This is a genomic window from Erythrobacter sp. (genome assembly GCF_038133525.1).
GTDB lineage: Bacteria > Pseudomonadota > Alphaproteobacteria > Sphingomonadales > Sphingomonadaceae > Qipengyuania.
Genome location: NZ_JAYPTL010000037.1, coordinates 7,099 through 31,745, shown reverse-complemented (window position 1 = coordinate 31,745; position 24,647 = coordinate 7,099). Strand labels below are relative to the sequence as shown.

Here is a 24,647-nt window from a genome sequence, read left to right as displayed (position 1 = left end):
ATGCAGCCGTTTGTGAGTGATTGCCTTACGCCTGAGCGCCTGTTCGAGCTGACGACGCGGGCCTATGGCCGCTTCGCGCACAAGGCGGTAACACCGCTGGTACAGCTCGACGAGCAGCAATGGCTGCTTGAGCTGTTCCACGGCCCGACACTCGCGTTCAAGGACGTGGCGCTGCAATTGTTGGGGCTTCTGTTCGAGGAGTTCCTCGAACGCGAAGACGGGTCGTTGACCATTGTCGGCGCAACCAGCGGCGACACGGGCAGTGCCGCGATCGATGCGGTAGCGGGGCTCGATCGGGTCGAGATATTCATGCTGCATCCCAAGGGCAGGGTCAGCGATGTCCAGCGCCGCCAGATGACGACGGTGCGTGCACCCAACGTCCACAATATCGCCATCGAAGGCAGCTTCGACGATGCACAGGCGATGGTGAAGCGCATCTTCGCCGACCAGAGCGTCACGACGAAGCACCGCATAGGTGCGGTCAATTCGATCAACTGGGCGCGGCTGATGGCGCAGGTGGTCTATTATTTCGCCGCGTCGCTTCAACTGGGCGGGCCTGAGCGCAAGATCGCCTTCAGCGTACCGACCGGCAATTTTGGCGATGTCTTTGCGGGCTATGTGGCCGCCCAGATGGGATTACCGATCGAACAATTGCTGGTCGCCACCAACGTCAACGACATCCTGCACCGCGCGCTGTCGCAAGGCGATTACTCGACCGGAACGGTCACGCCCACCACTGCACCGAGCATGGACATCCAGGTTAGTTCGAACTTCGAGCGGTTGCTGTTCGACGTCGGCGGCCGCGACGGTACGGCACTGGCAGAACAGATGCGCGGCTTCGAGGCTTCGAAAGCCATGCATCTCACCAACGCCCAGCGGGACGGAGCGGCCCGCCTGTTTTCGAGTGTTCGAGCAGATGAGGCCGACACGGCGCAGGCGATGCGCTGGGCGCATGAGCAATGCGGCGAGGTGATCGATCCGCATACCGCAATCGGACTGCACGCGGCGCGTCAGGCTGAGGTCAATCCGGCTGTTCCGGTGGTGACGCTGGCGACCGCCCATCCTGCGAAATTCAACGATGCGGTCGAACGGGCGACCGGCATCCGTCCGTCGCTCCCGTCCCGTGTCGGCGACCTGTTCGCGCGTGAAGAAGCCTATGTCGAACTGCCCGGTACCTATGATGCAGTGCGCGATCATATCCTCGAGCATGCCGGCTGATGGCAGACCTTGTTCGCGATCCCGTGCTGATGGTTGGCGAGGGCTGGGATGCCTATCGCCTGCTCGATAGCGGGCATGGCAGGAAGTTCGAGCAATACGGCCCCTATCGCTTCATCCGTCCCGAACCACAGGCCATGTGGACACCGCGGCTTGCCGATTGGGACGCGCATGGCGAATTCGTCCCCGGCAGCGATGAGGACGGTGGTGGTCGCTGGCAGTTCTCGAAACAGGCCCCGCGCGATGGCTGGGAGCTGGGCTGGGGAGAGGAGGCACGCTTCACCGCGCAATGCACGCCCTTCCGCCACCTCGGTTTCTTCCCAGATATGGCACCTGTGTGGAGCTGGATGGGCGAACAGCTTGCGGGCCTCGACTCAGCCGAAACCATGAACCTGTTCGGCTATACCGGTGTCGGCACGCAGGCGCTGAGTCGCTTCGGCCGCGTGACCCATGTCGATGCAAGCAAGAAATCGGTCGCCCAGGCGCGCGAGAACGCTGCGTTGGCGGGTTTGGCAGATCGCCCCATCCGTTGGCTGGTCGACGATGCGGTCAAGTTCACCGCGCGCGAAGTACGGCGCGGGCGGCGCTATGACGGGATCATCCTCGACCCGCCCAAGTTCGGGCGCGGACCCGATGGCGAGGTGTGGCGGCTGGAGGAAGGACTGCCAGGACTTGCCGGCGATTGCCGCAAGCTGCTCGACGCAAACAGCAGGTTCCTATTCCTCACGGTCTATGCCGTGCGCATGAGCAGCCTCGCGCTCGCGGGCCTGTTGGAGGAGGTGTTCGAGGGTCTGCCCGGGACGATCGAACACGGCGACCTTGCGGTGCAGGAGGATGGCTCGGGTCGTCTACTGCCCACCGCTATCTTCGCGCGCTGGTCCAATCCGGGCTAGGGCGATGCAATGAATGATTCGCTGATCCTTGAGGTGGCCGATTTCGAGCACGACGTGCTCACCGGTATCTATTCCGAAGAAACCGGTCGCCCGCAGCCGCTGCGTTTCACCATTACTGCAAGATTGAAGCCGCTGCATCGCTATGAGCCGGACACCTCGCTCGATCACTCGAAGAACTACATGGATCTCAAGTTCGCCGCCTCGGAGGCCTTGCCAGAGGGAGTGCACTTCAAGCTGATCGAGGCGGTTGCCGACCATGTATGCGAAACGCTGTTCCTGCAGGACAAGCGGGTTGAGGCAGTGACGGTCAAGATCGTCAAGCTGGCGATCGCCGAGGCGGGTGAGAAGATCGGCATCACCCTGCATCGCGAGCGGCGCGAATGAAACGGATCGAGGTGGATGGCCTGCCGGACGAGGCGCTGGCCGCCGCCGGCGTCTTCCATCAGCACTGGCTGTCCCACATCGAGGGCGCAATCGAGCAAGGTCAGGATGTGATGATCGTCGTCCCTTCGGCCGATCACACGCATCGCGAGTGGCGATTGGCGATAGTCGCAGGCCTTGCGCGCAAGCACACGCCGCTTCGGGTGAACATGGTGGCGGGCGAGGGGTCTGGTATCGATGCAAGCGAGGCCTATCTCGCCCGGGCACCGGGAATTACCGGCCAGTACCTGGAGATCTGAGTCATGAGTGTCCGCATCCTGTTTCTCGGCCCGTTGCGGGACCTTGCCGACTCGCCGGAGATGCTGGTCGATGCGCCGCTAGACTGGGCGGGGCTATTGGCGGCGGTTGGACCGGCGGTGGCTGCTCAGCTTGGCGAAGCGCGGGTCAATGTCGCCTGCGGTGGCCGCGTGCTGGCGGACAAGACTGCACTTGCCGCGCAGGACGGCGATGAGGTTGCCCTGTTGCCCCCGGTGAGCGGTGGCTGAGATATCGCTCTCGACACCGCTCGACACGCGTCTGATCGAGCAGCACCTGCCGGCGGGAGAGGCCTTGGCCGTATTCAATGCCGCATATCCGGGGGCAGGGGCAGTGGTGTCCTTCCTTGGTAATGTCCGGCCCGATGATACTGTCGAGGCGCTGGAACTGACACATTACGAACTCCTGACCCTGCCAGGAATCGAATCGCTCGCGCAGCAGGCGCTCGATCGCTTCGCCTTGACCGGTGTGCTTGCCTGGCATCGGGTCGGCGTGATGGTTCCCGGCGATCCTATCGTGCTGGTCGCCGCGGCAGCCCGGCACCGGCGCGATGCCTTTGCCGGGGCGGAATTCCTGATGGACCACCTCAAGAGCGCCAGCTGGCTGTGGAAGCGCGAAAAGCGCGCCGACGGCTGGCACTGGATCGAACCAAGGGCCGTGGATCACGGTGATCGCGCCCGTTGGGAGTGATTTCACGCGCTTGATTTCGATCAAGGACGCAAACCGCGCTTATTGGCAATCAGGCTCCTGCAACAAGGAGCATAGCGCATGTCGAAGAATCTCCCCCGTGAATTGGCTGGCGATAAGGCCATTGTCCGCGATGCACTCGCGCCGCGCACGGTCGTGGATCGCAGCTTCGAACTGCCCAAGGGGTTCTACGTCGCTACGGTTGGCCTGTACCTCGGTTTCCTCGGGGTGATGGCTGCCGGGCTTTCGACCCCAGGGCTGATCCTGCCCATGGTAATCTTCGCATTCTCGATCCTGGCTGGTTTCGCCCTGCCGGTGGTCTGGACCCGGCTTGCGCCGGAAGGCAGCCAGAAGGCGCCGAAGACTTGGGGCGCATTGGTTCGCAATGGGGTTGCCACCGCCACCGGGCGTGTGGCCGCAAAAGATGCAGCGGTGCAGGTACTGATCCTCCCGGTGCTGGTCTTCGTCTGGGGCGTCACCGCCGTCACGATCGTGGGGAGCGTGATGGGCTGACGCAGTCCGGAAAAGATACAGCACCCAGCGCGGGATCGGGCGACCGGTCCCGCGCTTACCTTTTGGAGGTCAGCGAACGTGTTCGCGCAGACGCTCCAGCGTAGCGTCTTCGATCGTCACCAATGCGAGGACCTTGCCGCGGGCGGCATCGATCGCACCGACGTCTTCGGCCTGGACGGCGCGCGCCGCATGCAGGATATCCAGCTCGCCCAGTGCCACCGCGACATCGCTGCGGGCCGAATCGAGGCCGGCCAGCGCCACCTGCGCGCTCGCCCAGGCATCGCTGCCGATCTCCGCATCGTTGGCGGCATTTGCCAGCTGTTCTGCCACCGGAACTGCAGCGTTGAAGACCCGGTGCGCGTCCTCTGCCTGGCCAACTAGCGCGCTGAGCCGATCCTGCAGACTACCGGAGTATGCGACCTCCACCTTCGGCACATCGAGCTGCTCGGCCCCTACGGGTTCGAAGGTCCCCTGCACGCGCTCGATATCGCGGATCGCGAGCGAAGGGTATTTGCCAGAGCCAGAGCCAGAGCCTGCGCAACCGGCCAGCGCCGTGAGGAGAAGGGGAATAACGAATGTCTTGCGGTCGATCATCGGCATCGCCATAGCACGCGCATCGCGGCGCGCCAGCGAGGAACCAAAAATCCTCATGCGAGCCGTTGACTTGGCGGGTCGTTTCCCCTAACGGCACGCTTCTTTCCGGGGCTGCCCAAGGGCGGCTCGACGGGTGTGCCGTGTAATCGCAAGGTCGCGGCAAAGCTAATTGATTGAGAGACAAGCACCATGTTCGCTGTAGTGCGCACGGGCGGCAAGCAGTACCGGGTTGCCGCCGGAGACAAGATCGCGGTTGAGAAGCTGGCTGGCGAAGCCGGTGACACCATCACGCTGGGCGACGTCCTGCTCGCCGGTGAGGGCGATTCGCTCGCCGATGCCGCCAAGGTCACCGTTTCGGCGGAGATCATCGCGCAGGCGAAGAGCGAGAAGGTGATCGTCTTCAAGAAGCGCCGTCGGCACAACTACCGTCGCCGCAACGGTCACCGCCAGCAGATGACCCTGCTGCGCATCACCGACGTCGGCACCGGCGCGGCCAAGAAGGCTGCGGCGCCGAAGAAGGAAGCTGCTCCGAAGGCCGAGGCTGCCGAGAAGGCCGCTCCCGCCAAGAAGGCTGCGCCGAAGAAGGCCGCCGCCAAGAAGACCGAAGCGAAGTAAGGAGGCCCGACCATGGCACATAAGAAAGCAGGCGGTTCATCGCGTAACGGTCGTGACTCGGCCGGTCGTCGCCTTGGCGTGAAGAAGTTCGGCAGCCAGGATGTGGTCGCGGGCAATATTATCGTGCGCCAGCGCGGCACCAAGTTCTACCCGGGCACCAACGTGGGCATGGGCAAGGACCACACCCTGTTCGCGCTGACCGACGGTATTGTCCGATTCCACAAGGGCAAGCTCGGTCGCAAATTCGTGTCGGTAGACATGATGGCAGAAGCCGCCGAATAATCAGGACGCTCCGATAACGGGATCGTCCAAACGGGACGGTCCCAGCCGGGATAACCACCGGCAGCCGAAGAGGGAGATGGGACCGACCCGTCTCCCTCTTGTCGTTTCTCCCTCTTCAATTTCGCGGCGATAGTTTCTTTCGCCATCACGCAATTGTCACGCGTCCGGCCTAGGAGCCCGGAGCGTGGATATGGGGAGAATACCGATGTTCCATGTGACGCAGAGGCTGCTGTTGCGGCCCGCTTGGCCCGAAGATTGGGAAGCGCTGTTCGGCGGGATCGCCGACAAGGGCGTGGTCCGCAATCTTGCGCGCGCCCCCTGGCCCTATCTTCCCGAACATGCCCGCGAGTTCGTAGCCCGCGAGCAGGATCCACGCATGCCCAACTTCCTGATGACCCTGCCGGGCGAGGCAGGCTCACAAATCATCGGTTCGATCGGATTTGGTATGACCGATACCGGCATCGAACTCGGCTACTGGATTGCCCGGCCGTATTGGGGTCAGGGCTTTGCGACCGAAGCGGGTACCGGTGTGATCGAAGTCGCCAAACTGCTTGGCTATGAACGGCTGGAAGCGAGCCATTTCCTCGACAATCCGGCCTCGGGCAGGGTCCTGCGCAAGCTCGGCTTCCGGCCTACGGGCAAGGTGGCCAAGCGCCACAGCTGCGGTCGTGGCGAGGAGGCCGACTGTGCCCTGTACAGGCTCGATCTGGACGAAGTGGACCTCACCCCGCCGATGGCGGCCTGACAAACGAAAAGCCCCGCGATCGCTCGCGGGGCTTTTTTCCAGCACTGACTGAGAGTTATTCGGCAGGCATCAGAGCCGCTTCGAACTCACCTTCGTGCTTGTTGATCAGCGCACGATCATCGTGATCCCAGGGGTGGAAGCCGGGCTTGAAATAGCTCAACCACGCCGGGAAGATGCGGCGTACCACACCGGGGGTGATGGTCAGGTACTTGAACAGGCCCCACTTGGCCTTCCAACCGGTGATCCCATCCTGCGCCAGGAGTTCCAGCGTATCGTTCCAGCGATTGCGGAAGAAGTTCAGCGTGACGATCAGCATCATCAGGCTGCGCAATTTCCAGCGGCGGAACGGCGTCCAGTCGCGCGTCGCGTGCAGATAGGTGTCGAAGGCCACGCCCTTGTGCTCGATTTCTTCGATCGAGTGCCACGTCCACATCTTGCGAACTTCGGGATCCGCATCCTTGAAATGCTTGGGATTCGCGAGAAACTCATACGCCATCATCGCGGTGTAGTGTTCCAGCGCCATGGTTGCCGCCAGGTCCACGATCGGCGGGCGGCCGCGGGTCAGCGCAAGCATTTCAGCGACGCGGGCATCGATTGCCTTGATGTCATAGCCATGCTCTTCGGCCAGGCGGTTGAAGGCGATGTGTTCGCGCGTGTGGTTGATTTCCTGCTTCACGAAAGCGCGGATTTCAGCCTCGAGCTTGGGGTCGGCGCCTTCCCGATGCGCTTTGACCGCTTCGATGAAGAAGGCTTCGCCGCGCGGGAAGGTTGCCGACAGGGCATTGTGCCAGGCGGTGCCGAAGGGCTCGCCCGCCCACCAGCGCCGCGGCGTGGTGCCACGGTTGAAACGTTCATCGCGCACGGTGAGGGTAAGGTCCGCCGGAGTCGGCGCTTGCTTGCGGGTATCGGTATCGATCACAACGGGGGCGTTCATTGACGACTCCACGAAATTAACTGACATCAATGTAAGTAGTAGTTACTGACACTCCTGTCAATAAGTTTCCGTAACGGCTTTCGCCCGACGTTGCGATGGGTTAACGGTTCGCCGATGGCGACCCGCAAGCGACTGTCTCCCGAAGAATCCCGTCTCGCCGCACTGGAAGCGGCGCGCGCCCTGCTGATCGAGGCAGGACCGCAGGCCGTGACCCTGAAGGCGGTAGCGGCGCGAGTCGGGCGCACCCATGCAAACCTGCTCCACCATTTCGGATCGGCGGCGGGGCTCCAGCGTGATCTCGCGCGACACCTTGCCGAGACCGTCTGCGCAACGATCGTCGATGCCGTTCGGGCCAGCCGGGCAGGGTTGGGCAGCCCCCGCGAAGTGGTCGATCTCGCGTTTGATGCCTTCGACAAGGAAGGGGCGGGTGCACTCGCGAGCTGGATGATCCTGACAGGCAATGAAGATGCGCTGACCCCCATCGTCGAAACGATCCACGACCTGGTCGACGAAATTGCCCCGGAAGAGGCTGCGCATGGTGCAACCCCGCTGCAGGTGCACGAGGAAACGCTGGCGCTGGTACTTATGGCAATGGGCGATGCACTGATCGGCAGTGCGCTGGCCAAGTCGCTGGGCTTACCGGCGACCGCTGCCCGCGATCGTGCCGAGCGTATGCTGGTAAGCTCGATTGCGGAGCTTGTTACGCAGGGCTGAGTGCAGTCTGCATCCAGTGCGGTGCAGTGTTGGGATCGATCGCTTCCACCCGCAGATGGTCGATAGCGAGATCGAGCGCCGCATACTCCGCCTTGCGCCGTTTCTCTTCCGATTGCGCCAGTGGGACCACCACCAGTCGCCGGTTGACCTTCTGCCGCCAATTCATTCGGGCAGTGTTTTCCTGTCCGACATAACAGCCTTTTGAAAAGCTCACGCCGTGGAGCTCGACAGCGTTGGTCTCGAGCCAGAGGATGTCACCCAGCTCTGCACGCCCTTCGGGCACGCCGAGTTTGAGTCGATGCGCATTCCAGTCGGCGTCTGCGGGTGCATCTTCGTTGGAAACCGGTGCCAGCCAACGCTGGCCCAATGCCGCGAGCCGAGGATCGGCAGCGCCGCCATCGCCCGGTTCAGGCTGCCAATGCACGCCCAGTGCGGGATCGACTGAAATCGCAATCTTGCGACGCAGGCGATAGAGCGAGAGGCGCCTGACAAGATCCTCCGCGGCCGCAGCCTCGCAATCAATCAGGAGGTCGCCGCCTGACCCCGGCCATACGATGAAGTCGAACAACGTCTTGCCTTGAGGCGTCAGCAGCCCGGCATAGACGGGCAGCAGCCCGGCCACATCGTTAGTCACCAGGCCCTGGAGGAAGCCTGCTACATCCTCACTCTCGTCAAGCGGAGTGAGGCGAATTACGGCGCGATCGAACAGGCGGGTTGCGTGCATGTGACCAAACTGGGGTATTTGTCCGCCGGATCAAGAGCGGTCTGTCCTACAAGCGTCCTACAGGATAAGAGCTGCCACCATGTTTGCCCGACGCGCCGTTTCACGACCGTATTTGTACGATTTCGGGGGGTGGCGTCGTTTTCTCCTGGACCCTGTTCCATGTGTTCCATCGCGTAGGATTGCCGCTTCCTCATGAACCGCCTGACCATCCGCCGACCCGACGACTGGCATCTCCACTTCCGCGATGGGGCAACGATGCGTGCCGTGGTGCCGCATACTGCGCGTCAGTTTGCCCGGGCGATCGTGATGCCGAACCTCTCGCCGCCGGTGACGACCAGCGCTCTCGCCGCAGCCTATCGTGACCGAATTCTTGCGGCTGTGCCGGCAGGCATGGATTTCACCCCGCTGATGACCGCCTACCTGACCGACAGGACCGACCCGTCCGATCTTGCCGCGGGATTTGCCGACGGCGTGCTCACCGCTGCCAAGCTCTATCCCGCTGGCGCGACGACCAATTCGGACCACGGCGTCACCGACATCGCGAACATCGCAGGGGTGCTCGAACGCATGGCGGAAGTGGGCATGCCGCTCTGTGTGCATGGCGAAGTGACCCATGCCGATATCGATATCTTCGATCGCGAAGCGGTGTTCATCGATCGTGTGCTGGCGCCATTGGTCGAACGCCTGCCCGAGTTGAAGGTGATCTTCGAGCATATCACCACCAGGCAGGCCGCCGAGTTCGTCGATGCGGCAGGCCCCAACGTCGCCGCCACGATCACGCCGCAGCATCTTCATATCAACCGCAATGCCATGCTGGTCGGGGGCATCCGCCCACACATGTACTGCCTGCCGGTCGCCAAGCGCGAAGAACATCGGCTGGCGTTGCGCAAGGCAGCTACGGGCGGCTCGGTGAAATACTTCCTCGGCACCGACAGCGCACCGCATCATCGTCACACCAAGGAAACCGACTGCGGTTGTGCCGGGATCTTCAACGCGCCCTATGCGCTGGAAAGCTACATCACCGTCTTCGACGAGGAAAGCGCGCTCGACCGGTTCGAAGCCTTTGCTTCAGAGAACGGACCGGCCTTCTACGGGCTGCCGCTGAACGAAGGCACCGCTACGCTGGAAAAATGGCCTGTCGACGTTCCTGCCGAAGTGTCGGGTGGGGAAGCCGCCATCGTGCCTTTCCACGCGGGCGAGACGCTCAGCTGGCGGCTGGCTTCCTAGACCGCGAAGCAAGATCCCACACGAAGATCGCGGCGGCGCCCCAGATGCAGGCGAAACAGGCGATTTCGGCTGGATGCAGCGGTTTTTCGAATACGGTGAGGCCGAGCACGAAGACGATGCTGGGCGCCAGGAACTGGATGAAGCCGAGCGTCGAATAGGGCAGCTTGCGCGCCGCGATGGCGAACAGCAGCAGCGGGAAGGCGGTCAGCGCTCCGCCCAGGACGATGGACAGGCTGAGGCCGAGATCATGGCCGAAGGAGGAACCGACGGGCTGGGCGGCATACCAGGCGATAACGCCCGCGGACGGAAGGAGGAGGATCGTCGACTCGATTGTGAGACCCGGCAATGAGCCGACCGGTACCTGCTTGCGGATAAGGCCATAGGTGCCGAAGCTGAGCGCCAGGGTCAGGCTGATCCAAAGCGTCGTCAGCGCGCCAGCCAGCAGCAGCGAAACGCCCAACGCCGCCAGCGCGACCGCCGCCCATTGCATCCGGGTCAGGCGTTCACCCAGCAGCAGTGTGCCAAGCAGGACGTTGACCAGCGGGTTGATGTAATAGCCGAGGCTCGCCGCGAAGACCTCACCGGTCTGGATCGCCCAGATATATACCACCCAGTTCACCGCGATCAGGCACGAACTTAGCGCCAAAAGGCCCATCACGCGGCGATTGCGCAAGGCAGCGAGCACATCGGGAATCTGGCGGCGGAACAGTACGATGATGAGGCATAGGGGGAGCGTCCAGACGATCCGCCAGCCGACGAATTCGAAGGCGGGGACGCTCTTCACCAGGATGAGGTAGAGCGGCAGGAACCCCCAGATCAGGTAGGCTCCGACGGCGGCACCCAGTCCGGTGCGATCGGCAGGTGCGTGCGTGGAGGTCATCTGGGACCGCGCCTAGGCGGCCCGCTTGACGCCCGCAAGCATCAATTCACCACGCTTTCCGACACGCTTCGTCGCTTAACGCAATTCTGACAGCGCGGTTGCAGGCTGTTCATGTTGAGGGCCTTAAAGCTTAACCGCATAACTCGACTCGTTCGACCAAATTGACCGAAGAAGGACACGGATCATGGCCAATTTCCTCAAAGCACCCGCCCTGGCTTTGGCCGCCACAGGCCTGGTTCTGGCAATGCCCGCTGCCGCGGCGCCGGCAACTCATGCGGCGCCCGCTGCACATGCTGCCGTCTACGGCGACCTGAGTTTCGATCACGGCAAGAAGGACAAGCGCTGGAAGCGCGACCGCGACCATTACTACGGTGATCGGCACGACTATCGCGACTATCGCGACTATCGCGATCGCCGCGACTACCGCGATGGGCGGCCCTATTACATGGGATATTCGCGCAGTTACGGGCAGCCAGTCTACGCTCATACCCGCATCTGGCGCGGCGATGACGGACGCTACTACTGCCGGCGCGACAATGGCACTACCGGGCTCCTGGTGGGTGCAGGTGTCGGCGCACTGATCGGACATGAAGTAGTCGGTCGCGGCGGCGACCGTACACTTGGTGCAATCCTGGGCGGGGTCGCCGGCGCATTGCTGGGTCGCTCGATCGATCGTTCGAATACGCGCTGCGGCTAAACTTACTCCAGCTTCCGGTCGTGCCCACCCACGACCGGCAAGGCGGTTCCGATTGGGCCGCGGGGCGCCGTTCGGTCTCCATGGGGAGCCGGGCGGCGCCCTTCATTGCAGGCCGCACCTCCGTGTCCCGCTGTGGCGCACATGTCGACATGGGGCTGGAATCAAACGCGACCCTATCTCACAAGTGCGGCTAGCCTAGCTGGAGTCTATCGATGAATTTCCGCCTGATTACCGCAGTTGCTCCGATTGCCTTGCTGGTTGCTTGCAACGGCGAGAGCAACGAACCTGCGAATGATGAGGCCATGGACCCGGCGGTTGAGCAGGCATTGAACGATGAGCTGATGACCGATCCGGACCTGGCCGGGCGCAACGAAGCCAATGCTGCACTTTCGGGAACCGGCAATGCTGGGATTCCGAACATCGACAAGAGTGCGCGCGCTATCGAGGCGGCACGCGCACGTGCAGGCCAACTGGTTGGCGGGGTCGAAAAGCTCCGGCCAGCACCGGCTGCCCGCCAACTTTCCGGCAATGAGCCCGACACCGCTGCGATGCGAGCCGCGGCCATCGCTGCCGTCAAGCCGGGCGGCGCCAACTGCGCAGATACCGTTGAGTACAGCGCCGCATGGGCTGCAAAGTTACCAGCTGCATTCCCCGTCTATCCGCGTGGCAACACGCAAGAAGCGGCGGGGACCGACCAGGGCGACTGCGCGTTGAGGATCGTCTCCTACCTCACACCGGTCGCCCTGGACGACGTGATGTCCTTCTACAGCACCCGTGCTCGCGACGCCGGTTTCAAGGTCGATCACGCGATCAAGGCTGGCGACAACGTGCTTAGCGGCACCAAGGGCGCCTCAGCCTATGTGGTCTATGCCCGTCGCCTGCCCGAAGGTGTGACGCAGGTTGACCTTGTCACCACCAACTGACCATTAGCCGGATTGGCCTCAATTACCCTTGAGGCCGACCCCGATAGTCGCGCGCGGTTGCTCCATCTCGGTGCTCGCCACCGGATAGGCGCAATAATCTGCCGCATAGTAGGCGGCCGGACGATGATTGCCCGACAGGCCTACACCGCCGAAGGGTGCAGCCGACGACGCGCCATTGGTCGGGCGGTTCCAGTTCACGATACCGGCGCGGATTTCGTGCCAGAAATGCTCGAAGTCCTGGGGGCTGCCCCCGATCAGGGAAGCGGACAGGCCGTAACGCGTGTTGTTTGCCTCGGCGATGGCGGCGTCGAGGTCGGAGACCCGGATAGCCTGCAGCAAAGGGCCGAACAGTTCGATGTCGGGCCTGTCGGCAATGTCGGTTGCGTCAAGGATCGCCGGGGTCAGGAAGGGAAGTTTCTCGTCTGGCCGGCGCAGGTGCACGATCGGCTTGCCGCCACGCCCCATCAACGCAACGAAACTTTCGGACATCAGGTCGGCCGCGCCATTGTCGATGACGCAGCCCATGAAAGGCTGAGGTTCGGCGAAAGGTTCGTCGACGATCAGGCGCTCGGTCAGCTTCTTCACCTCTGCGATCAGTGCGTCGAACATCGAATCGACTACGATCAACCGCCGCGCCGCGGTGCATCTCTGGCCTGCGGTGGTGAACGCCGATTGCACGATTGTGACGGCGGCGTCCTGAAGCTTGGGTGTGTTGGTGACGACGATCGGATTGTTGCCGCCCATCTCAAGCGCGACAATCTTGCCGGGATTGGTGGCAAGTTTGCGATTGATCGCGATGCCGGCGCGTGCGGAACCCGTGAACAGTACCCCGTCGACACCATCGTGCTCGACCAGGGCCTTACCAGCATCAGCGCCGCCATGGAGGCATTGGACCACGCCTTCGGGCACGCCGCCTTCGTGGAAGCAGCGAGTCAGAAATTCACCGACAGCGGGCGTTTTCTCGCTCGGCTTGAAGACCACCACATTGCCCGCGATCAGTGCGGGCACAATGTGGCCATTAGGCAGGTGTGCGGGAAAGTTATAGGGACCAAGCACGGCCATCAACCCGTGCGGCTTGTGGCGCAGCGCTGCAGTGCCCTGAAGTGCACTGTTGAGCTTCTTCATGCCGGTACGTTCTGCATAAGCGGTGATCGAGATTTCGACCTTGCCGATGACCGCTTCGACCTCGGTGCGCGCTTCCCACAGCGGCTTCCCGGTTTCCCGGGCGATGAGCTCAGCGAATTGCTCCGCATGCTTACGTACCGCATTCGCGAAGCGCCGGATCAGTTCGATCCGCTGGGCCAGCGGCATACGTGCCCAGTCACGCATGGCTTCGCGTCCGCGCGAAATGGTCTGATCGACGTCACCGGCCTCTCCGCGCCAGATCTCGGCTCCGGTCGCCGGCTCAGTAGAAACTAGGCTTGTGCTGCTCACGATTTGACCTTCCGCGCCCCTTTCCGCTCTTGGCGTGCGCCTATGTGACAGGTGCTGTTGGGCGTCAAATACAGATTTTGATTGTCTCAGCGATGTCCGGCTGGTGAGGGCACGGGACCGTGTGCTTCACCCATGTGGCGCACTGCCGCGATCTTGTCGATCAGGGGCTGCCAGTCGTCACCATCGGTGATTGCCGACCAGATCTGTTCCACCTCGTCGATCAACATAGATTGGGGAGTGGCGCCTGACCAGTAGCTGTGGGTCGAGGCAGTGGCTTCGTATCCCGCCAGCGCTTCGGCCAGTGGTCCATTGGCGTCTCGCCCGCCGCGGTGCCGGAAAAAGAATGCATCAGGCGTTTCCCCGCTTTCCCGCAGCTGTGCTTCGCAAACAGAGAGCAGGGCGGTGTCTTGTTCTACTCCACGCGAGACCACGCCCATACGCCAGCACCACCGCCGTCCGATCGCTGCCATGTAGAGTGGACCGAAGCGTTCCATAGCGGCGATCAGCGGCGGGGCCTCGGCGAGCAATCGCAGGGCTATCCCCAATTGCCCGCAATTCCAGTGCAGCGCCTCGGGCTGGCGGCCAAAGGCATAGAGCCCTTGATGATCGAAATATGCGGCGGTGAAGCTCGGATCCCAGCGAGGGAGGAAGCGCCAGGGACCGTAGTCGAAACTCTCCCCCGAAATATTCATGTTGTCGGTGTTGAGCACGCCGTGCACGAAGCCCGCGACCATCCAGCTTGCGGCGAGATCGGCCAGTCGCTCGACCACGAGGTGCATCAGCTGTACTGCAGGTTCGTCCCGTCCGGGTGCATCTTCGGGTGGGGGCGGCCCGGGAAAGGCTGTCAGGCAATAATCGACCAAGGCCGCCATATGGTCCCGCTCTTCGAGCGCGAGCAAGCGCTGAAACGTTCCGATGCGAATATGGCCGTGACTTAATCGGGTGAGCACGGCGGATCGCGTGGGCGATGGTTCATCGTTGCGCCAGAGCTCCTCACGTGTTTCGACGACACTGAAGGTCTTGGAAGTATATACGCCCAACGCCTCGAGCATCTCGGTCGCAAGAATCTCGCGAACTGCTCCCTTCAGTGTCAGGCGTCCATCGCCGTCGCGACTCCAAGGGGTCTGGCCGGAGCCCTTGGTGCCGAGATCGAGCAGTCGGTCTGCGCCATCACGAAGCTGGGCGAACAGGAAGCCACGTCCATCGCCTAACTCTGGGTTGTACACGCGGAACTGGTGGCCGTGATACCGTAGTGCGAGGGGCTGGGGCAGGTTGCCTGGCAAAGGTGCGAAGCGCCCGAAGTGCGCGCACCATTGTTGATCCGAATAGGCGGTGAGCCCTACAGTTGCTGCCTGTCGATCATTACGGAAACGCAGGATAGTGTCTGGAAAATCGGCCGCAGGCACCGGATCACCGATCCAATCGGCAAGGGTGAGGATGGCCGGATCGGGGCGATAGCTCGCGGCTTGCGGTTCTCCTCGCATCTGGCGATAGTGGGGGGTAAGCACGCCCGGCACAAGGGTGCCACCAAACCAGCGACGGGACAGACACCGCCAGCCATGGAAACTACCTTCACTGACCGCACCTGGCAGAGTGCCGACGGTCTTACGCTTCATTTCCGCGATTACCCGGGCAGTTCCGACCGGCCACCAGTTGTGTGCCTGCACGGACTGACCCGTAACGCTCGCGATTTCGATGGGCTGGCTGCCCATATCGCCAAGCAAGGGTGGCGTGTGCTGGTGCCAGATATGCGGGGGCGCGGGGAAAGCGAATATGCCAGTGATTCGGCAACTTACGTGCCGCCTACCTATGTCGGTGACTTGCTCGGCTTGCTCGAGCAGGAAGCAATCGAACGCTTCGTATCGATCGGAACGTCGATGGGTGGGCTGATGACCATGCTGCTGGCGGCGTTCCAGCCGCAGCGGATAGCGGGCGTGGCGCTCAACGATGTCGGGCCAGTGCTCGAACAAACCGGGCTGGACGCGATCAAGGAATATGTCGGCCAGGGCCGCAGCTTCGCCACCTGGATGCATGCAGCGCGCGCCTTGGAAGAGACACATGGCGCCTCCTATCCTCGTTTCCAGACGGAAGACTGGATCGCCATGGCAAAGCGTGGCCTTACGCTTTCGAGTAGCGGCAGGATCGTCTTCGATTACGATATGAAGATCGCGGAACCGATCCTGGCGGCGGACAGCAATGCGGTCCCCCCTGATCTTTGGCCCGCTTTCGAGGCCTTGGCTGATCGGCCGGTGTTGTTGCTCCGCGGTGCGCTTTCGCAGCTGCTTTCGGCGAGCGTGTTCGACGAGATGCAACGGCGCATGCCAGAAGCGCTGGCGGTAACTGTGCCTGACAAGGGACACACGCCGACGCTTGATGAGCCGGAGGCGCGGGCGGCCATCGACGCGATGCTGGCACGCGTCGCATGAGCGGCGGCGATGTACCACACATCCTGCACCTCCATTCGACCTTTGCGGCGGGGGGCAAGGAGATACGCTGCGTCCAGCTGATCAATGCCTTTGGAGCCAAGGCGCAGCACACCATCGTTTCGGCGGAGCCGGAACGGCTCGACGCGGCCCAAAGGATCGCAAAGGGGCTCCGGGTTGCGCTTCAACCCGACTTCCCCAGCCTGAAGGGCAGACCGTTTCCCGGCCGACTGATGAAGCTTGCCCGGGCGATAAAACCCTATGACCTCGTGCTAACCTACAATTGGGGCGCGATGGACGCGGTGATGGCGCACACGCTGTTCAAGGATGCGCTTGGCCTCCCCCCGTTGGTCCACCACGAGGATGGCTTCGATGAGAGCGAAGTGAAGAAGCTCAAGACCAGCCGCACCTGGTACCGGCGGATCGCGCTGGGCAAGGCAGCGGGAGTGGTGGTGCCTTCTGAGCGGCTTGAAGAGATAGCGCTGGTCGACTGGCAGCAACCACTGGGGCGCGTGAAGCGCATTCCCAACGGCATCGACACGAAGGCCTTCAGCATGCGTCCCAAGCCAGATGCGCTTCGGCTGATCAAGCGACCGGGCGAATATTGGGTAGGGGCGCTGGCCGGTTTGCGCACGATCAAGAACCTGCCTCGCCTGGTGAGGGCCTTCGCGTCGCTGCCCGATGAGTGGCAATTGGTGATCCTTGGAGAGGGTGAGGCGCGCGACGCAATCCTTGCTGAAGCCGACCGGCTGGAGATCAACCACCGGGTGCACCTGCCTGGCGCCGTCGCCGACCCGTCGCGGGTAATCGGCCTGTTCGATATCTTCGCCCTGTCGAGCGATTCCGAACAATTTCCGCTGTCGGTGGTCGAGGCCATGGCCGCCGGTCTGCCAGTTGTCGCACCGGCTGTGGGAGACATCGCTCATATGGTCTCGGAGCCCAATGCCTCGTTCATCACGCCTGCTGGAGACGAGGCTGCACTTTCGGACGCATTGCGCCAGTTGGCCGATTCTCGCCCGTTGCGAGATACGCTGGGCGAGGCCAATCGCGCAAAGGCCCGCGCCCAGTTCGATGAAGCGAAGATGGTATCGACCTATCGGCGACTCTATTCCAGCGCCATGCGCCGCGACCTTTAGGGATTTCATGCTCCGTTCACCCGGGCGGGGACAGGGATTGCAGCCCATTGCCCTAGCAAGATGCACTGCCTAAAGACCCGCAAACATTTTCCAGCCAGCGGAGCCCGCCCAAAGTGGCCCTGACACCCAAGTCCGAACTCACCCGCGAAGAAAAGATCGCCAAGCGCGATGCCGCAGAACAGGAAGCGCTGCTGCGCGAAGTCGACGATGCCGTCCGGCAGGGCGACTTCGAAAGCTTCATGTCGCAATGGGGCAAGCCCTTGCTGGGTATTGTTGTGTCCGGTCTCGCCGCCTTCGGGGGCTATCTCTATTGGGATCACCGACAGGAACTGGCCCAGGAAAAGGATGCGGAGGTCCTGGTTGCCGCGCTCGATCAGATCGAGGCGGGAAATCTGCAGAGCGGCTACGACGGCCTGGCCGATCTGGCGAGCGACGTCGATGATGGTCCGTCGGCCGCCGCAGCCATGCTTCGCGCAGGGATTGCGGCACAGCAGAAGCGACCGGATGAAGCCGCGAAGATATTCGCAGCAATTGCGGCGGATAAGGACGCACCACCGGCTTTTCGTGAACTGGCGAAACTGCGCGAAGTCGCCGTGAGATACGACAGCATGAAGAGCGATGAAGTCGTCACTGCGCTCAAGCCGCTCGCTGTCCCCGGCAAGCCCTATTTCGCCAGCGCCGCAGAGATGCTGGCGCACGCATACCTGGATCAGGGCAAGAAGGCTGAAGCCGGCGCACTGCTGGCGCAGATCGCCAAGGACGATACGGCGCCTGCCTCGCTCAGGTCGCGCTCGCGCCAGCTGGCTGGTGTACTGGGTGTCGATGCCATCGAGGATGTCGACAAACTGCTTGAAGAGCAGGGTCTTACCGAAGAATCCGCGGACGGCCAGGCCGCCGCTGAAGTACAATAGGCCGAATTGGCCGGAACGGACGAAAGAATGGCAGGGATGGATCGAAAGGCGATTGCACGAACCGCGCTGGTAGGCGCGCTGGCGCTGGCAATGGGCGCTTGCAGTGGCGGGCTGTTCGGCAAGGGTGACAAGAAGCAAACCCCGACCCTTGGCAATCGCCAGCCCATTCTCTCCAAGATCGAAAGCGGAGCGCAGGTCGATCCTTCACTCGCCGGCATCGCGGTCATCCTTCCGCCCGAGCAGGCGAACGAAGCCTGGGCCCAGGCCGGTGGAACTGCCAGCAAGTCCTACGGTCACCTCGCCCTGTCGGCGACGCCCTCGCGCGCTTTCACTGCGCAGGTCGCTGGCGGCAGTGATCGCCGCCGCCTGGCAGCCTCGCCGGTCATCGGTGGTGGCATGTTGTTTGCGGTGGGCGGCGATGGCCAGCTGACGGCCTTTGATGCCCAGACCGGCGGGCGCCGTTGGTCCTACGCCCCGCAGATGGAAGGCGATCTGCGCCCCTCCGCGTTCGGCGGTGGCGCGAGCTATGCCGAAGGCAAGGTCTACATGACCGATGGTACCGGCGATGTGGTCGCGCTGGAGGCTGATACCGGCACTGAACTGTGGAAGGTCAAGCCGGCCGGGCCGCTTCGTGGTTCGCCCACTATCGCCTTCGGCAACGTCTTCGTCATGACGCAGGACAACCAGATATTCGCGCTCGATCAGGCCACCGGCTCGGTTCAGTGGCAGCAGGCGGCATCGACGACGCAGGCTGGAGTGTTCGGTGTTGCCGCACCAGCCGCCGGGCAGGGCACGGTTATCGCTGGCTACAGTTCGGGCGAGCTGATCGCCCATCGTTACGAGAATGGCCGCACGCTGTGGACCGACGCGCTGGCCCGGACGTCGATTTCGACCTCTGTCGGATCGCTGACCGACATCGATGCCGATCCCATCATCGACAATGGCCGCGTCTATGCCCTGGGGCAGGGCGGGCGCATGGCCGCCTACGAACTGGTAACCGGACAGCGCGTCTGGGAACTGAGCCTTGCGGGCATTTCGACCCCGGCGATCGCCGGCGAGTGGATTTTTACCCTCACCGACGATGCGCGTTTGCTGGCGATCGCTCGTTCGACGGGAAAGGTCCGCTGGATCGCGCAATTGCAGCGCTGGCGCGATGAAAAGGACAAGAAAGGGCCGATTTTCTGGACCGGCCCCGTCCTTGCGGGCAACAACCTGTGGGTCGTCAGCTCCGAGGGCAAGATCTATCGCGTGAGCACGGGCGAGGGTTCGGCCAGCGAGTTCTATGACCTCAACCAGTCGGTCAGCCTGGCACCTGTCGTTGCGAACAAGACGCTCTACGTGCTCGACGAAGGTGGACGGATTACCGCTTTCCGCTGATTTTCCGGGAAATCCAACCCGGCTGTTAACCATTGATGTGTAGGACAGCCGGGCAATGAGCGTCGAGGAAGCGATCCCGACAGCCCGGCCGCAGAGCGACGTTTCTGCGGCAGTGGGACTGGTCGGCCTTGCCGGGCTGTTCGCCTGGGTCTTCTTCGCGCGTACCTATCCGGTGATCGCGGATTATCTTTCCCTGCCCGGTCCGCATGCACCGATGGCAGGTCCGAATGCGGCACTTGCCGGTCTGCTGGCTGCGGCCATGCCCATGGCGCTGTGGTCGATACTGGTTGAAAAGGTACACCGACGCCGGTCCACAGGACTCGATTGGGGCTTGCCTCGCAGTCGTCAGCCTGACCGTTTCGTCACACTGACCAAGCTTGTGGGCATATGGGCTACCTGGGCCATTATTGCCGGGCTCTACTGCCTGTGCCGCTGGTACTGGAACGGCCAGTATGTCTTTGCGATCGACGTGCTCAAATGGGCGGCGATCCCACTCGTGATCCTTTCCGTGCCCTATCTCTTTTGGATTGACCGCTACCTCGTTGAGCAGCGTGATCACGCCTGGCACTTCGGCGCGTTGCTGCTGTTTCGACAAGATTGGGACGCTCACGAGGTCAAGGCGCACTGGCGCAGCTGGATCATCAAGGGCTTCTTCACCGCCTTCATGATTTCGATCATACCCTTCGCCTTCGAAAAGGTTGTGCTGGCCGATTTCAGCGAACTGGCGAAGCGCCCCGAACAGCTGGCGATGATCGCTATCGAGGCCATGTTCATGATCGACGTGATGATCGGTACCGTCGGTTATATCGTGACCATGCGCCCGCTCGATGCGCATATCCGCAACGGCAACCCTTTCCTGGGCGGCTGGCTGGCCGCGCTGATCTGCTATCCGCCTTTCGTCTGGGGCATCCTGGGGGAAGGGCGTGCAATCAATTATGAAAGCGACACGCCGGGCTGGCTCTATTGGCTCCAGGGTCACGATATGGCGATCGCAGTCTGGGGGGCGCTGCTGGTGTTCCTTACGGCGATTTACGCCTGGGCGACTTTCGCCTTCGGCCTACGTTTTTCCAACCTGACCTATCGCGGGGTGCTTACAAACGGGCCTTACCGCTTCACGCGACATCCGGCCTATGTCTCCAAGAACCTGTTCTGGTGGTGTGCGACCTTGCCGATGCTTACGACCAGCGGATCATGGGTCGAGGCGCTCCGGAACTGCTTCTTCCTCTTGGTTGTGAACGGCATCTATTTCTGGCGCGCCAAGACCGAGGAGGCACACCTCCTCGCCGAAGATTCCAAGTATCGCGAATATCACGTCTGGATGGAGCACCACGGCTTGCTGACCGCGCCACTGGCGCGCCTGAAGAACTGGATGGTGCCTTTGCGTAAGCCGGCCGGTCAGCCGGCCGAGTAAGTTCTTAAAGCGGCTGGCCGTCGTCAGTTTCGTAGAGGCGGATATTGCGCTCCGCACCCGGTCCAGCTGCCAAGGCTTTCTGGAATTCAGCCATGTGTGGTGACACGAAATGTGCATCGAGCGCTGCACGATCACGCCAGCGCTCGTAAAGCACCAGCGTATCCGGATCGGTCAGGTCGCGCGCGAAAGTGTAATCGAGGCAACCGTCTTCCGCCCGGCTGGTATGTGCCATCTTGATCAGAGCGTCGATGATCTCCTGTCCGGAGCCGCTGGCTAGCTTGATGGTGCCGTTGATCTGGATCATCGCTCTCTTCCGTTCTTCAAAAGCTGTATTTGTAGACTTGGCTGATGTCGCCGCCCCATTCGCCGTGGTAGCTGTCGAGCAGCACTTGCGCGGGGACCTTGCCCGAATTGACAATCTCATCGAGCGCTTCGAGGAAGCCAGTCTCATTGTCGCCCGAGGTGTTCAACCTCGCGCGCGAGGTCAGCCCAGCTCGCGCGATCGCGAGCACTTCCTTGGCGAGGTCGCGCAGCGTGCCGCCGCCCGGGATAGCAGCACCCAGGGCCTGTTTCGGCACGGCGTTGCGCAGCGCCTCGCGCTCGTCCATCGACCAATGCTTGACCAGGTCCCATGCGGCATCCAACGCGCCCTGATCGTAGAGCAGGCCGACCCAGAAGGCTGGTAGGGCACAGATCCGGTTCCAGGGCCCGCCATCGGCACCACGCATCTCAAGGAAACTCTTGAGCCGTACTTCGGGAAAAGCGGTCGAAAGGTGGTCGACCCAATCGCTCGCAGCCGGCTTCTCGCCCGGGAGCACTGACAATTTGCCTTCCATGAAGTCGCGGAAGCTCAGCCCGGCGGCGTCGATGTACTTCCCTTCGCGGAACACGAAATACATCGGCACATCGAGCATGTAATCGACGTAGCGTTCGTATCCGAAGCCGTCTTCGAAGACGAAGGGCAGCATGCCCGTGCGGTGCGGATCGGTGTCGCTCCAGATATGCGAGCGGTAGGAGAGAAAGCCGTTGGGCTTGCCTTCGGTAAAGGGCGAATTGGCGAAGAGTGCAGTGGCCAGTGGCTGCAGCGCCAAGCTGGTGCGGAACTTCTGCGCCATGTCCGCTTCACTCGAATAGTCGAGGTTCACCTGGATGGTGCAGGTCCGCAGCATCATGTCTAGCCCCAGGCTACCGACGCGCGGCATGTGCCGCAGCATGATTTCGTAGCGGCCCTTGGGCATTATCGGTAGTTCTTCGCGAGTCTTGTCGGGCCACATGCCCAGCCCCAGGAAGCCGACTCCGAAGCGTTCGCCGATGGCCTTGACCTGTTGCAGATGGCGGCCGGTCTCGGCGCAAGTCTGGTGCAGGTTTTCCAGCGGTGCACCCGAAAGCTCGAGCTGGCCTGCGGGTTCGAGGCTAACGGTGCCGTCGTCACCACGCATGGCAATGACCTTGCCGTTCTCCTCGACCGGCTCCCAGCCGAATTCGGTCAGCGCCATCAGGATATCGTGGATACCGTTCGGCTCTTCGTAAGACGGAGCGCGGTGATCGTTCTGGAAATACACGAGTTTCTCGTGCTCGGTACCGATACGCCAGGCGTCCTTGGGCTTTTCGCCCTTTTGCATCGGGGCGATTAACTGGTCGCGGGATTCAATGATCGGATCCTCGGATCCCGATGCCTCTCTGGTGCTCATGCCGGTTGCGATAGGCAACGCAAAGATTTCAAGCCAGCCATTTATTCTTGCCGGGTCAGTCTTGAATCGACCAATCCCCGCACGTCGCCATCCAGAGTCCAGTGGCGGCAATTGCAGCAGTTTCGCCGCGCAGAATTCGCGGTCCCAAGGTGATGGCGCGTGCGGCCGAATGTGCGCGGATCGCCGCGCGTTCGGTATCGTCGAATCCGCCTTCCGGGCCCACAAGCAAAGCGGCAGGGCCCTTGTGGAGCGCGAAGGCTTCGGCGGCAGATTGCCCGCCAAGTTCGTCGGCGAAAAACAGTGCACGATCTGCAGGCCAGCCGGCTAGCAATCGATCCAGCTTCAGCGGCTCTTGTAGCGCGGGCAGGGCCGTCCTTGCGCATTGTTCCGCTGCTTCCGTCACGATCATGCGGGCGCGTTCGGCATTGAGCTTGTCGGCGACGCAGCGGCGCGTGACCACCGGGTGGATTGCTGCCACGCCGAGTTCGGTCGCCTTTTCGAGTACCAGATCGAACCGATCCCTCTTTAGCAGCGCCGGGCACAGCCAGAAATCAGGTACCGCCTCGCGCTCGCGCAGCTTCTCGCGCGGGTCGAGCACGACATGGCGCTTGCCCGCCTCAAGCACTTCGGTCGCCCATTCTCCCGTGGCATCGTCACAGAGGATAACCACCGATCCGGCGACGACGCGCATGACTTTGGACAGGTAGTGCGCCTGGCTGCCATCAATCCGCACCGGCATGCCCATGGCGATGGGGGCAGCGACAAACAGGCGCGGCGCGCTCTTTGGGGGCCAGGCAGGGGTGGCAGGCATGGCTTTCCTGTTGGCGGCTCGGCGGTTAGGAAGCAAGCGATGAGCGATACCGCCGCCACTCCCGAGATCGTCCCCGACACCGAACACCGCGGGCTGGTTGCGCGCCTGCCGCAGCTGCCGCGCGATTTTGCCCAACTGGCGCGGTTCGACCGGCCGATCGGTTGGTGGCTGCTGTTCTGGCCCTGTGCCTGGGGCGTGTGGCTGGCAGGCGCGGGGTGGCAGGTCGAACTGATCCTGTGGCTGTTGCTGGGATCGATAGCGATGCGCGGCGCCGGTTGCGTCTACAATGATATAGTCGATGCGAACCTCGACCGGCAGGTCGCCCGTACTGCAGCGCGGCCGGTCGCCAGCGGGCGCGTGTCGAAAAAGCTGGCGTGGAGCTGGCTTCTGGTCTTGTGCCTCATCGGCCTGCTCGTGCTGTTGCAGTTGCGATTGCTGGCGCAGGGAGTGGCGCTGGGGAGCGTTGCGCTGGTCGCGGCCTATCCCTTCATGAAGCGTATCACCTGGTGGCCGCAGGCGTGGCTCGGCATGGTCTTTACCTGGGGCCTGCTGGTCGGCTGGACCGAATTGCGCGCCGACAATTGGGACGCATTGGCGGCCATGTATCTGGGCGCGGCGCTGTGGGTCGTTGGATATGATACGATCTATGCGCTGCAGGACCGCGAGGATGATGCGCTGGTCGGCATCCGTTCGTCTGCATTGCGCATGGGGAGCCACGTGAAGGGCGGGGTTGCGCTCTGTTACGCCGGGGCTGTCGGACTGTGGGCGCTGGCTTTCTGGCTCTATCGAGCCGACTGGGTGGCGCTGCTGGCACTGGTTCCCGCGGCCGGTCACCTTGGCTGGCAAGTTGCGACACTCGACCCGGACGATCCGGCCAATCCACTCGAACGCTTTCGCGCCAACCGCTTTGCGGGCGCTCTGGTTGCGGTGGCATGCTTCGTGGTGGGTAACGCATAGGAGACGGGGCTGATGTGCAACCTTTACCGCATGACCAAGGCCAAGGATGAGGTCGCACAGTGGTTCGATGCGGTGAACGAGCTGGGCGGGGCGAACTTCGGCGATGAGGTCTATCCCGGTTATCCCGGGGCTGTGGTGGCAGAGGGTCGCCTCAGAC

General features: G+C 62.7%; 29 protein-coding genes. 20 read left to right on the top strand and 9 right to left on the bottom strand.

From position 1 onward, the window contains the following. The 7 genes from thrC to AAFM29_RS10970 form a co-directional block, all read left to right on the top strand. The coding region (thrC, locus tag AAFM29_RS11000; protein ID WP_341712849.1) for a threonine synthase at nucleotides 1–1,218 on the top strand (1,218 nt) is incomplete at its 5' end. Continuing rightward, nucleotides 1,218–2,108 carry a class I SAM-dependent methyltransferase gene (locus tag AAFM29_RS10995; RefSeq protein ID WP_341712848.1) on the top strand — a complete coding sequence of 297 codons (891 nt, stop codon included), beginning with the start codon at nucleotides 1,218–1,220 and terminating at the stop codon, nucleotides 2,106–2,108. The genes thrC and AAFM29_RS10995, both read left to right, overlap by 1 nt. A gap of 9 nt (nucleotides 2,109–2,117) precedes the next feature. Continuing rightward, on the top strand, nucleotides 2,118–2,492 hold the full coding sequence (locus AAFM29_RS10990) for a dihydroneopterin aldolase (protein ID WP_173211814.1): 375 nt from the start codon (nucleotides 2,118–2,120) through the stop codon (nucleotides 2,490–2,492). Next, entirely contained in the window at nucleotides 2,489–2,788 is a 300-nt protein-coding gene (locus AAFM29_RS10985) for a Rossmann fold domain-containing protein (protein WP_341712847.1), read from the top strand. Before AAFM29_RS10990 ends, AAFM29_RS10985 begins: the two co-directional genes overlap by 4 nt. Before the next feature lie 3 nt (nucleotides 2,789–2,791). Then, complete coding sequence (locus AAFM29_RS10980) at nucleotides 2,792–3,034, top strand: MoaD/ThiS family protein (protein WP_341712846.1); 243 nt, start codon at nucleotides 2,792–2,794, stop codon at nucleotides 3,032–3,034. Next, nucleotides 3,027–3,494 carry a molybdenum cofactor biosynthesis protein MoaE gene (locus AAFM29_RS10975; RefSeq protein ID WP_341712845.1) on the top strand — a complete coding sequence of 156 codons (468 nt, stop codon included), beginning with the start codon at nucleotides 3,027–3,029 and terminating at the stop codon, nucleotides 3,492–3,494. The genes AAFM29_RS10980 and AAFM29_RS10975 overlap by 8 nt, the downstream gene beginning before the upstream one ends. A gap of 78 nt (nucleotides 3,495–3,572) precedes the next feature. After that, nucleotides 3,573–4,004, top strand: coding sequence for a hypothetical protein (locus tag AAFM29_RS10970; protein ID WP_341712844.1), 432 nt, complete (start codon nucleotides 3,573–3,575; stop codon nucleotides 4,002–4,004). 69 nt (nucleotides 4,005–4,073) lie between these two features. Here the strand turns inward: AAFM29_RS10970 and AAFM29_RS10965 are convergent, their stop codons facing one another. Then, nucleotides 4,074–4,598: a hypothetical protein gene (locus AAFM29_RS10965; RefSeq protein WP_341712843.1), complete on the bottom strand. Its 525-nt coding sequence runs from the start codon at nucleotides 4,596–4,598 to the stop codon at nucleotides 4,074–4,076. 189 nt (nucleotides 4,599–4,787) lie between these two features. Between AAFM29_RS10965 and rplU the strand changes: the two genes are divergently transcribed. The 3 genes from rplU to AAFM29_RS10950 all read left to right on the top strand — a co-directional run bounded on the left by rplU (nucleotide 4,788) and on the right by AAFM29_RS10950 (nucleotide 6,240). Further along, on the top strand, nucleotides 4,788–5,213 hold the full coding sequence (rplU, locus tag AAFM29_RS10960; protein WP_341712842.1) for a 50S ribosomal protein L21: 426 nt from the start codon (nucleotides 4,788–4,790) through the stop codon (nucleotides 5,211–5,213). Nucleotides 5,214–5,225: 12 nt separating this feature from the next. After that, entirely contained in the window at nucleotides 5,226–5,495 is a 270-nt protein-coding gene (rpmA, locus tag AAFM29_RS10955; protein ID WP_173211807.1) for a 50S ribosomal protein L27, read from the top strand. A gap of 205 nt (nucleotides 5,496–5,700) precedes the next feature. Further along, complete coding sequence (locus AAFM29_RS10950) at nucleotides 5,701–6,240, top strand: GNAT family N-acetyltransferase (RefSeq protein WP_341712841.1); 540 nt, start codon at nucleotides 5,701–5,703, stop codon at nucleotides 6,238–6,240. Nucleotides 6,241–6,295: 55 nt separating this feature from the next. Here the strand turns inward: AAFM29_RS10950 and AAFM29_RS10945 are convergent, their stop codons facing one another. After that, the gene (locus AAFM29_RS10945; protein WP_341712840.1) at nucleotides 6,296–7,174 is read right to left on the bottom strand and encodes a metal-dependent hydrolase; all 879 of its coding nucleotides are present in this window, start codon (nucleotides 7,172–7,174) and stop codon (nucleotides 6,296–6,298) included. Nucleotides 7,175–7,288: 114 nt separating this feature from the next. Between AAFM29_RS10945 and AAFM29_RS10940 the strand changes: the two genes are divergently transcribed. Continuing rightward, nucleotides 7,289–7,888 carry a TetR family transcriptional regulator gene (locus tag AAFM29_RS10940; protein ID WP_341712839.1) on the top strand — a complete coding sequence of 200 codons (600 nt, stop codon included), beginning with the start codon at nucleotides 7,289–7,291 and terminating at the stop codon, nucleotides 7,886–7,888. Here AAFM29_RS10940 and AAFM29_RS10935 read toward each other — a convergent pair. Further along, nucleotides 7,875–8,612, bottom strand: coding sequence for a folate-binding protein (locus AAFM29_RS10935; RefSeq protein WP_341712838.1), 738 nt, complete (start codon nucleotides 8,610–8,612; stop codon nucleotides 7,875–7,877). The two genes, AAFM29_RS10940 and AAFM29_RS10935, sit on opposite strands and share 14 nt — an antisense overlap. Nucleotides 8,613–8,804: 192 nt before the next feature. On the opposite strand from AAFM29_RS10935, the gene pyrC reads away from it, so the two are divergent. Then, entirely contained in the window at nucleotides 8,805–9,839 is a 1,035-nt protein-coding gene (gene pyrC / locus AAFM29_RS10930) for a dihydroorotase (protein ID WP_341712837.1), read from the top strand. On the opposite strand, the gene rarD is transcribed toward pyrC, so the two are convergent. Next, entirely contained in the window at nucleotides 9,817–10,719 is a 903-nt protein-coding gene (gene rarD / locus AAFM29_RS10925) for an EamA family transporter RarD (RefSeq protein WP_341712836.1), read from the bottom strand. The two genes, pyrC and rarD, sit on opposite strands and share 23 nt — an antisense overlap. Before the next feature lie 184 nt (nucleotides 10,720–10,903). Between rarD and AAFM29_RS10920 the strand changes: the two genes are divergently transcribed. Together AAFM29_RS10920 and AAFM29_RS10915 are read left to right on the top strand one after the other, a co-directional pair. Continuing rightward, on the top strand, nucleotides 10,904–11,416 hold the full coding sequence (locus tag AAFM29_RS10920; protein ID WP_341712835.1) for a glycine zipper 2TM domain-containing protein: 513 nt from the start codon (nucleotides 10,904–10,906) through the stop codon (nucleotides 11,414–11,416). A 212-nt stretch (nucleotides 11,417–11,628) separates the two neighbouring features. After that, on the top strand, nucleotides 11,629–12,339 hold the full coding sequence (locus AAFM29_RS10915) for a hypothetical protein (protein ID WP_341712834.1): 711 nt from the start codon (nucleotides 11,629–11,631) through the stop codon (nucleotides 12,337–12,339). An 18-nt stretch (nucleotides 12,340–12,357) separates the two neighbouring features. Here the strand turns inward: AAFM29_RS10915 and astD are convergent, their stop codons facing one another. Together astD and AAFM29_RS10905 are read right to left on the bottom strand one after the other, a co-directional pair. After that, nucleotides 12,358–13,773, bottom strand: a complete 1,416-nt coding sequence (gene astD, locus AAFM29_RS10910) for a succinylglutamate-semialdehyde dehydrogenase (protein ID WP_341712833.1) — start codon at nucleotides 13,771–13,773, stop codon at nucleotides 12,358–12,360. 86 nt (nucleotides 13,774–13,859) lie between these two features. Next, nucleotides 13,860–15,257, bottom strand: coding sequence for a protein adenylyltransferase SelO family protein (locus AAFM29_RS10905; protein ID WP_341712832.1), 1,398 nt, complete (start codon nucleotides 15,255–15,257; stop codon nucleotides 13,860–13,862). 75 nt (nucleotides 15,258–15,332) lie between these two features. Here AAFM29_RS10905 and AAFM29_RS10900 point away from each other — a divergent pair, with 75 nt between their 5' ends. The 5 genes from AAFM29_RS10900 to AAFM29_RS10880 all read left to right on the top strand — a co-directional run bounded on the left by AAFM29_RS10900 (nucleotide 15,333) and on the right by AAFM29_RS10880 (nucleotide 21,031). After that, nucleotides 15,333–16,199 (top strand): alpha/beta hydrolase, encoded by an 867-nt coding sequence (locus AAFM29_RS10900; protein ID WP_341712831.1) that lies wholly within the window; start codon nucleotides 15,333–15,335, stop codon nucleotides 16,197–16,199. After that, complete coding sequence (locus AAFM29_RS10895) at nucleotides 16,196–17,332, top strand: glycosyltransferase family 4 protein (RefSeq protein WP_341712830.1); 1,137 nt, start codon at nucleotides 16,196–16,198, stop codon at nucleotides 17,330–17,332. The genes AAFM29_RS10900 and AAFM29_RS10895 overlap by 4 nt, the downstream gene beginning before the upstream one ends. Nucleotides 17,333–17,445: 113 nt before the next feature. Continuing rightward, entirely contained in the window at nucleotides 17,446–18,243 is a 798-nt protein-coding gene (locus AAFM29_RS10890) for a tetratricopeptide repeat protein (RefSeq protein ID WP_341712829.1), read from the top strand. Between the two features lie 36 nt (nucleotides 18,244–18,279). Then, nucleotides 18,280–19,620, top strand: coding sequence for a PQQ-binding-like beta-propeller repeat protein (locus AAFM29_RS10885; RefSeq protein ID WP_341712852.1), 1,341 nt, complete (start codon nucleotides 18,280–18,282; stop codon nucleotides 19,618–19,620). A 55-nt stretch (nucleotides 19,621–19,675) separates the two neighbouring features. Then, nucleotides 19,676–21,031 carry an isoprenylcysteine carboxylmethyltransferase family protein gene (locus tag AAFM29_RS10880; protein ID WP_341712828.1) on the top strand — a complete coding sequence of 452 codons (1,356 nt, stop codon included), beginning with the start codon at nucleotides 19,676–19,678 and terminating at the stop codon, nucleotides 21,029–21,031. Between the two features lie 4 nt (nucleotides 21,032–21,035). Here the strand turns inward: AAFM29_RS10880 and AAFM29_RS10875 are convergent, their stop codons facing one another. From AAFM29_RS10875 to AAFM29_RS10865, 3 genes are read right to left on the bottom strand one after another with little or no spacing between them, the layout of a single operon-like run. Next, nucleotides 21,036–21,335 (bottom strand): putative quinol monooxygenase, encoded by a 300-nt coding sequence (locus AAFM29_RS10875; RefSeq protein ID WP_341712827.1) that lies wholly within the window; start codon nucleotides 21,333–21,335, stop codon nucleotides 21,036–21,038. A gap of 16 nt (nucleotides 21,336–21,351) precedes the next feature. Further along, the gene (locus AAFM29_RS10870) at nucleotides 21,352–22,722 is read right to left on the bottom strand and encodes a glutamate--cysteine ligase (RefSeq protein WP_341712826.1); all 1,371 of its coding nucleotides are present in this window, start codon (nucleotides 22,720–22,722) and stop codon (nucleotides 21,352–21,354) included. A 55-nt stretch (nucleotides 22,723–22,777) separates the two neighbouring features. After that, nucleotides 22,778–23,533 carry a 16S rRNA (uracil(1498)-N(3))-methyltransferase gene (locus AAFM29_RS10865; protein WP_341712825.1) on the bottom strand — a complete coding sequence of 252 codons (756 nt, stop codon included), beginning with the start codon at nucleotides 23,531–23,533 and terminating at the stop codon, nucleotides 22,778–22,780. A 39-nt stretch (nucleotides 23,534–23,572) separates the two neighbouring features. Here AAFM29_RS10865 and ubiA point away from each other — a divergent pair, with 39 nt between their 5' ends. Further along, complete coding sequence (gene ubiA / locus AAFM29_RS10860; RefSeq protein ID WP_341712824.1) at nucleotides 23,573–24,490, top strand: 4-hydroxybenzoate octaprenyltransferase; 918 nt, start codon at nucleotides 23,573–23,575, stop codon at nucleotides 24,488–24,490. The last annotated feature ends 157 nt before the right edge of the window (nucleotides 24,491–24,647 follow it).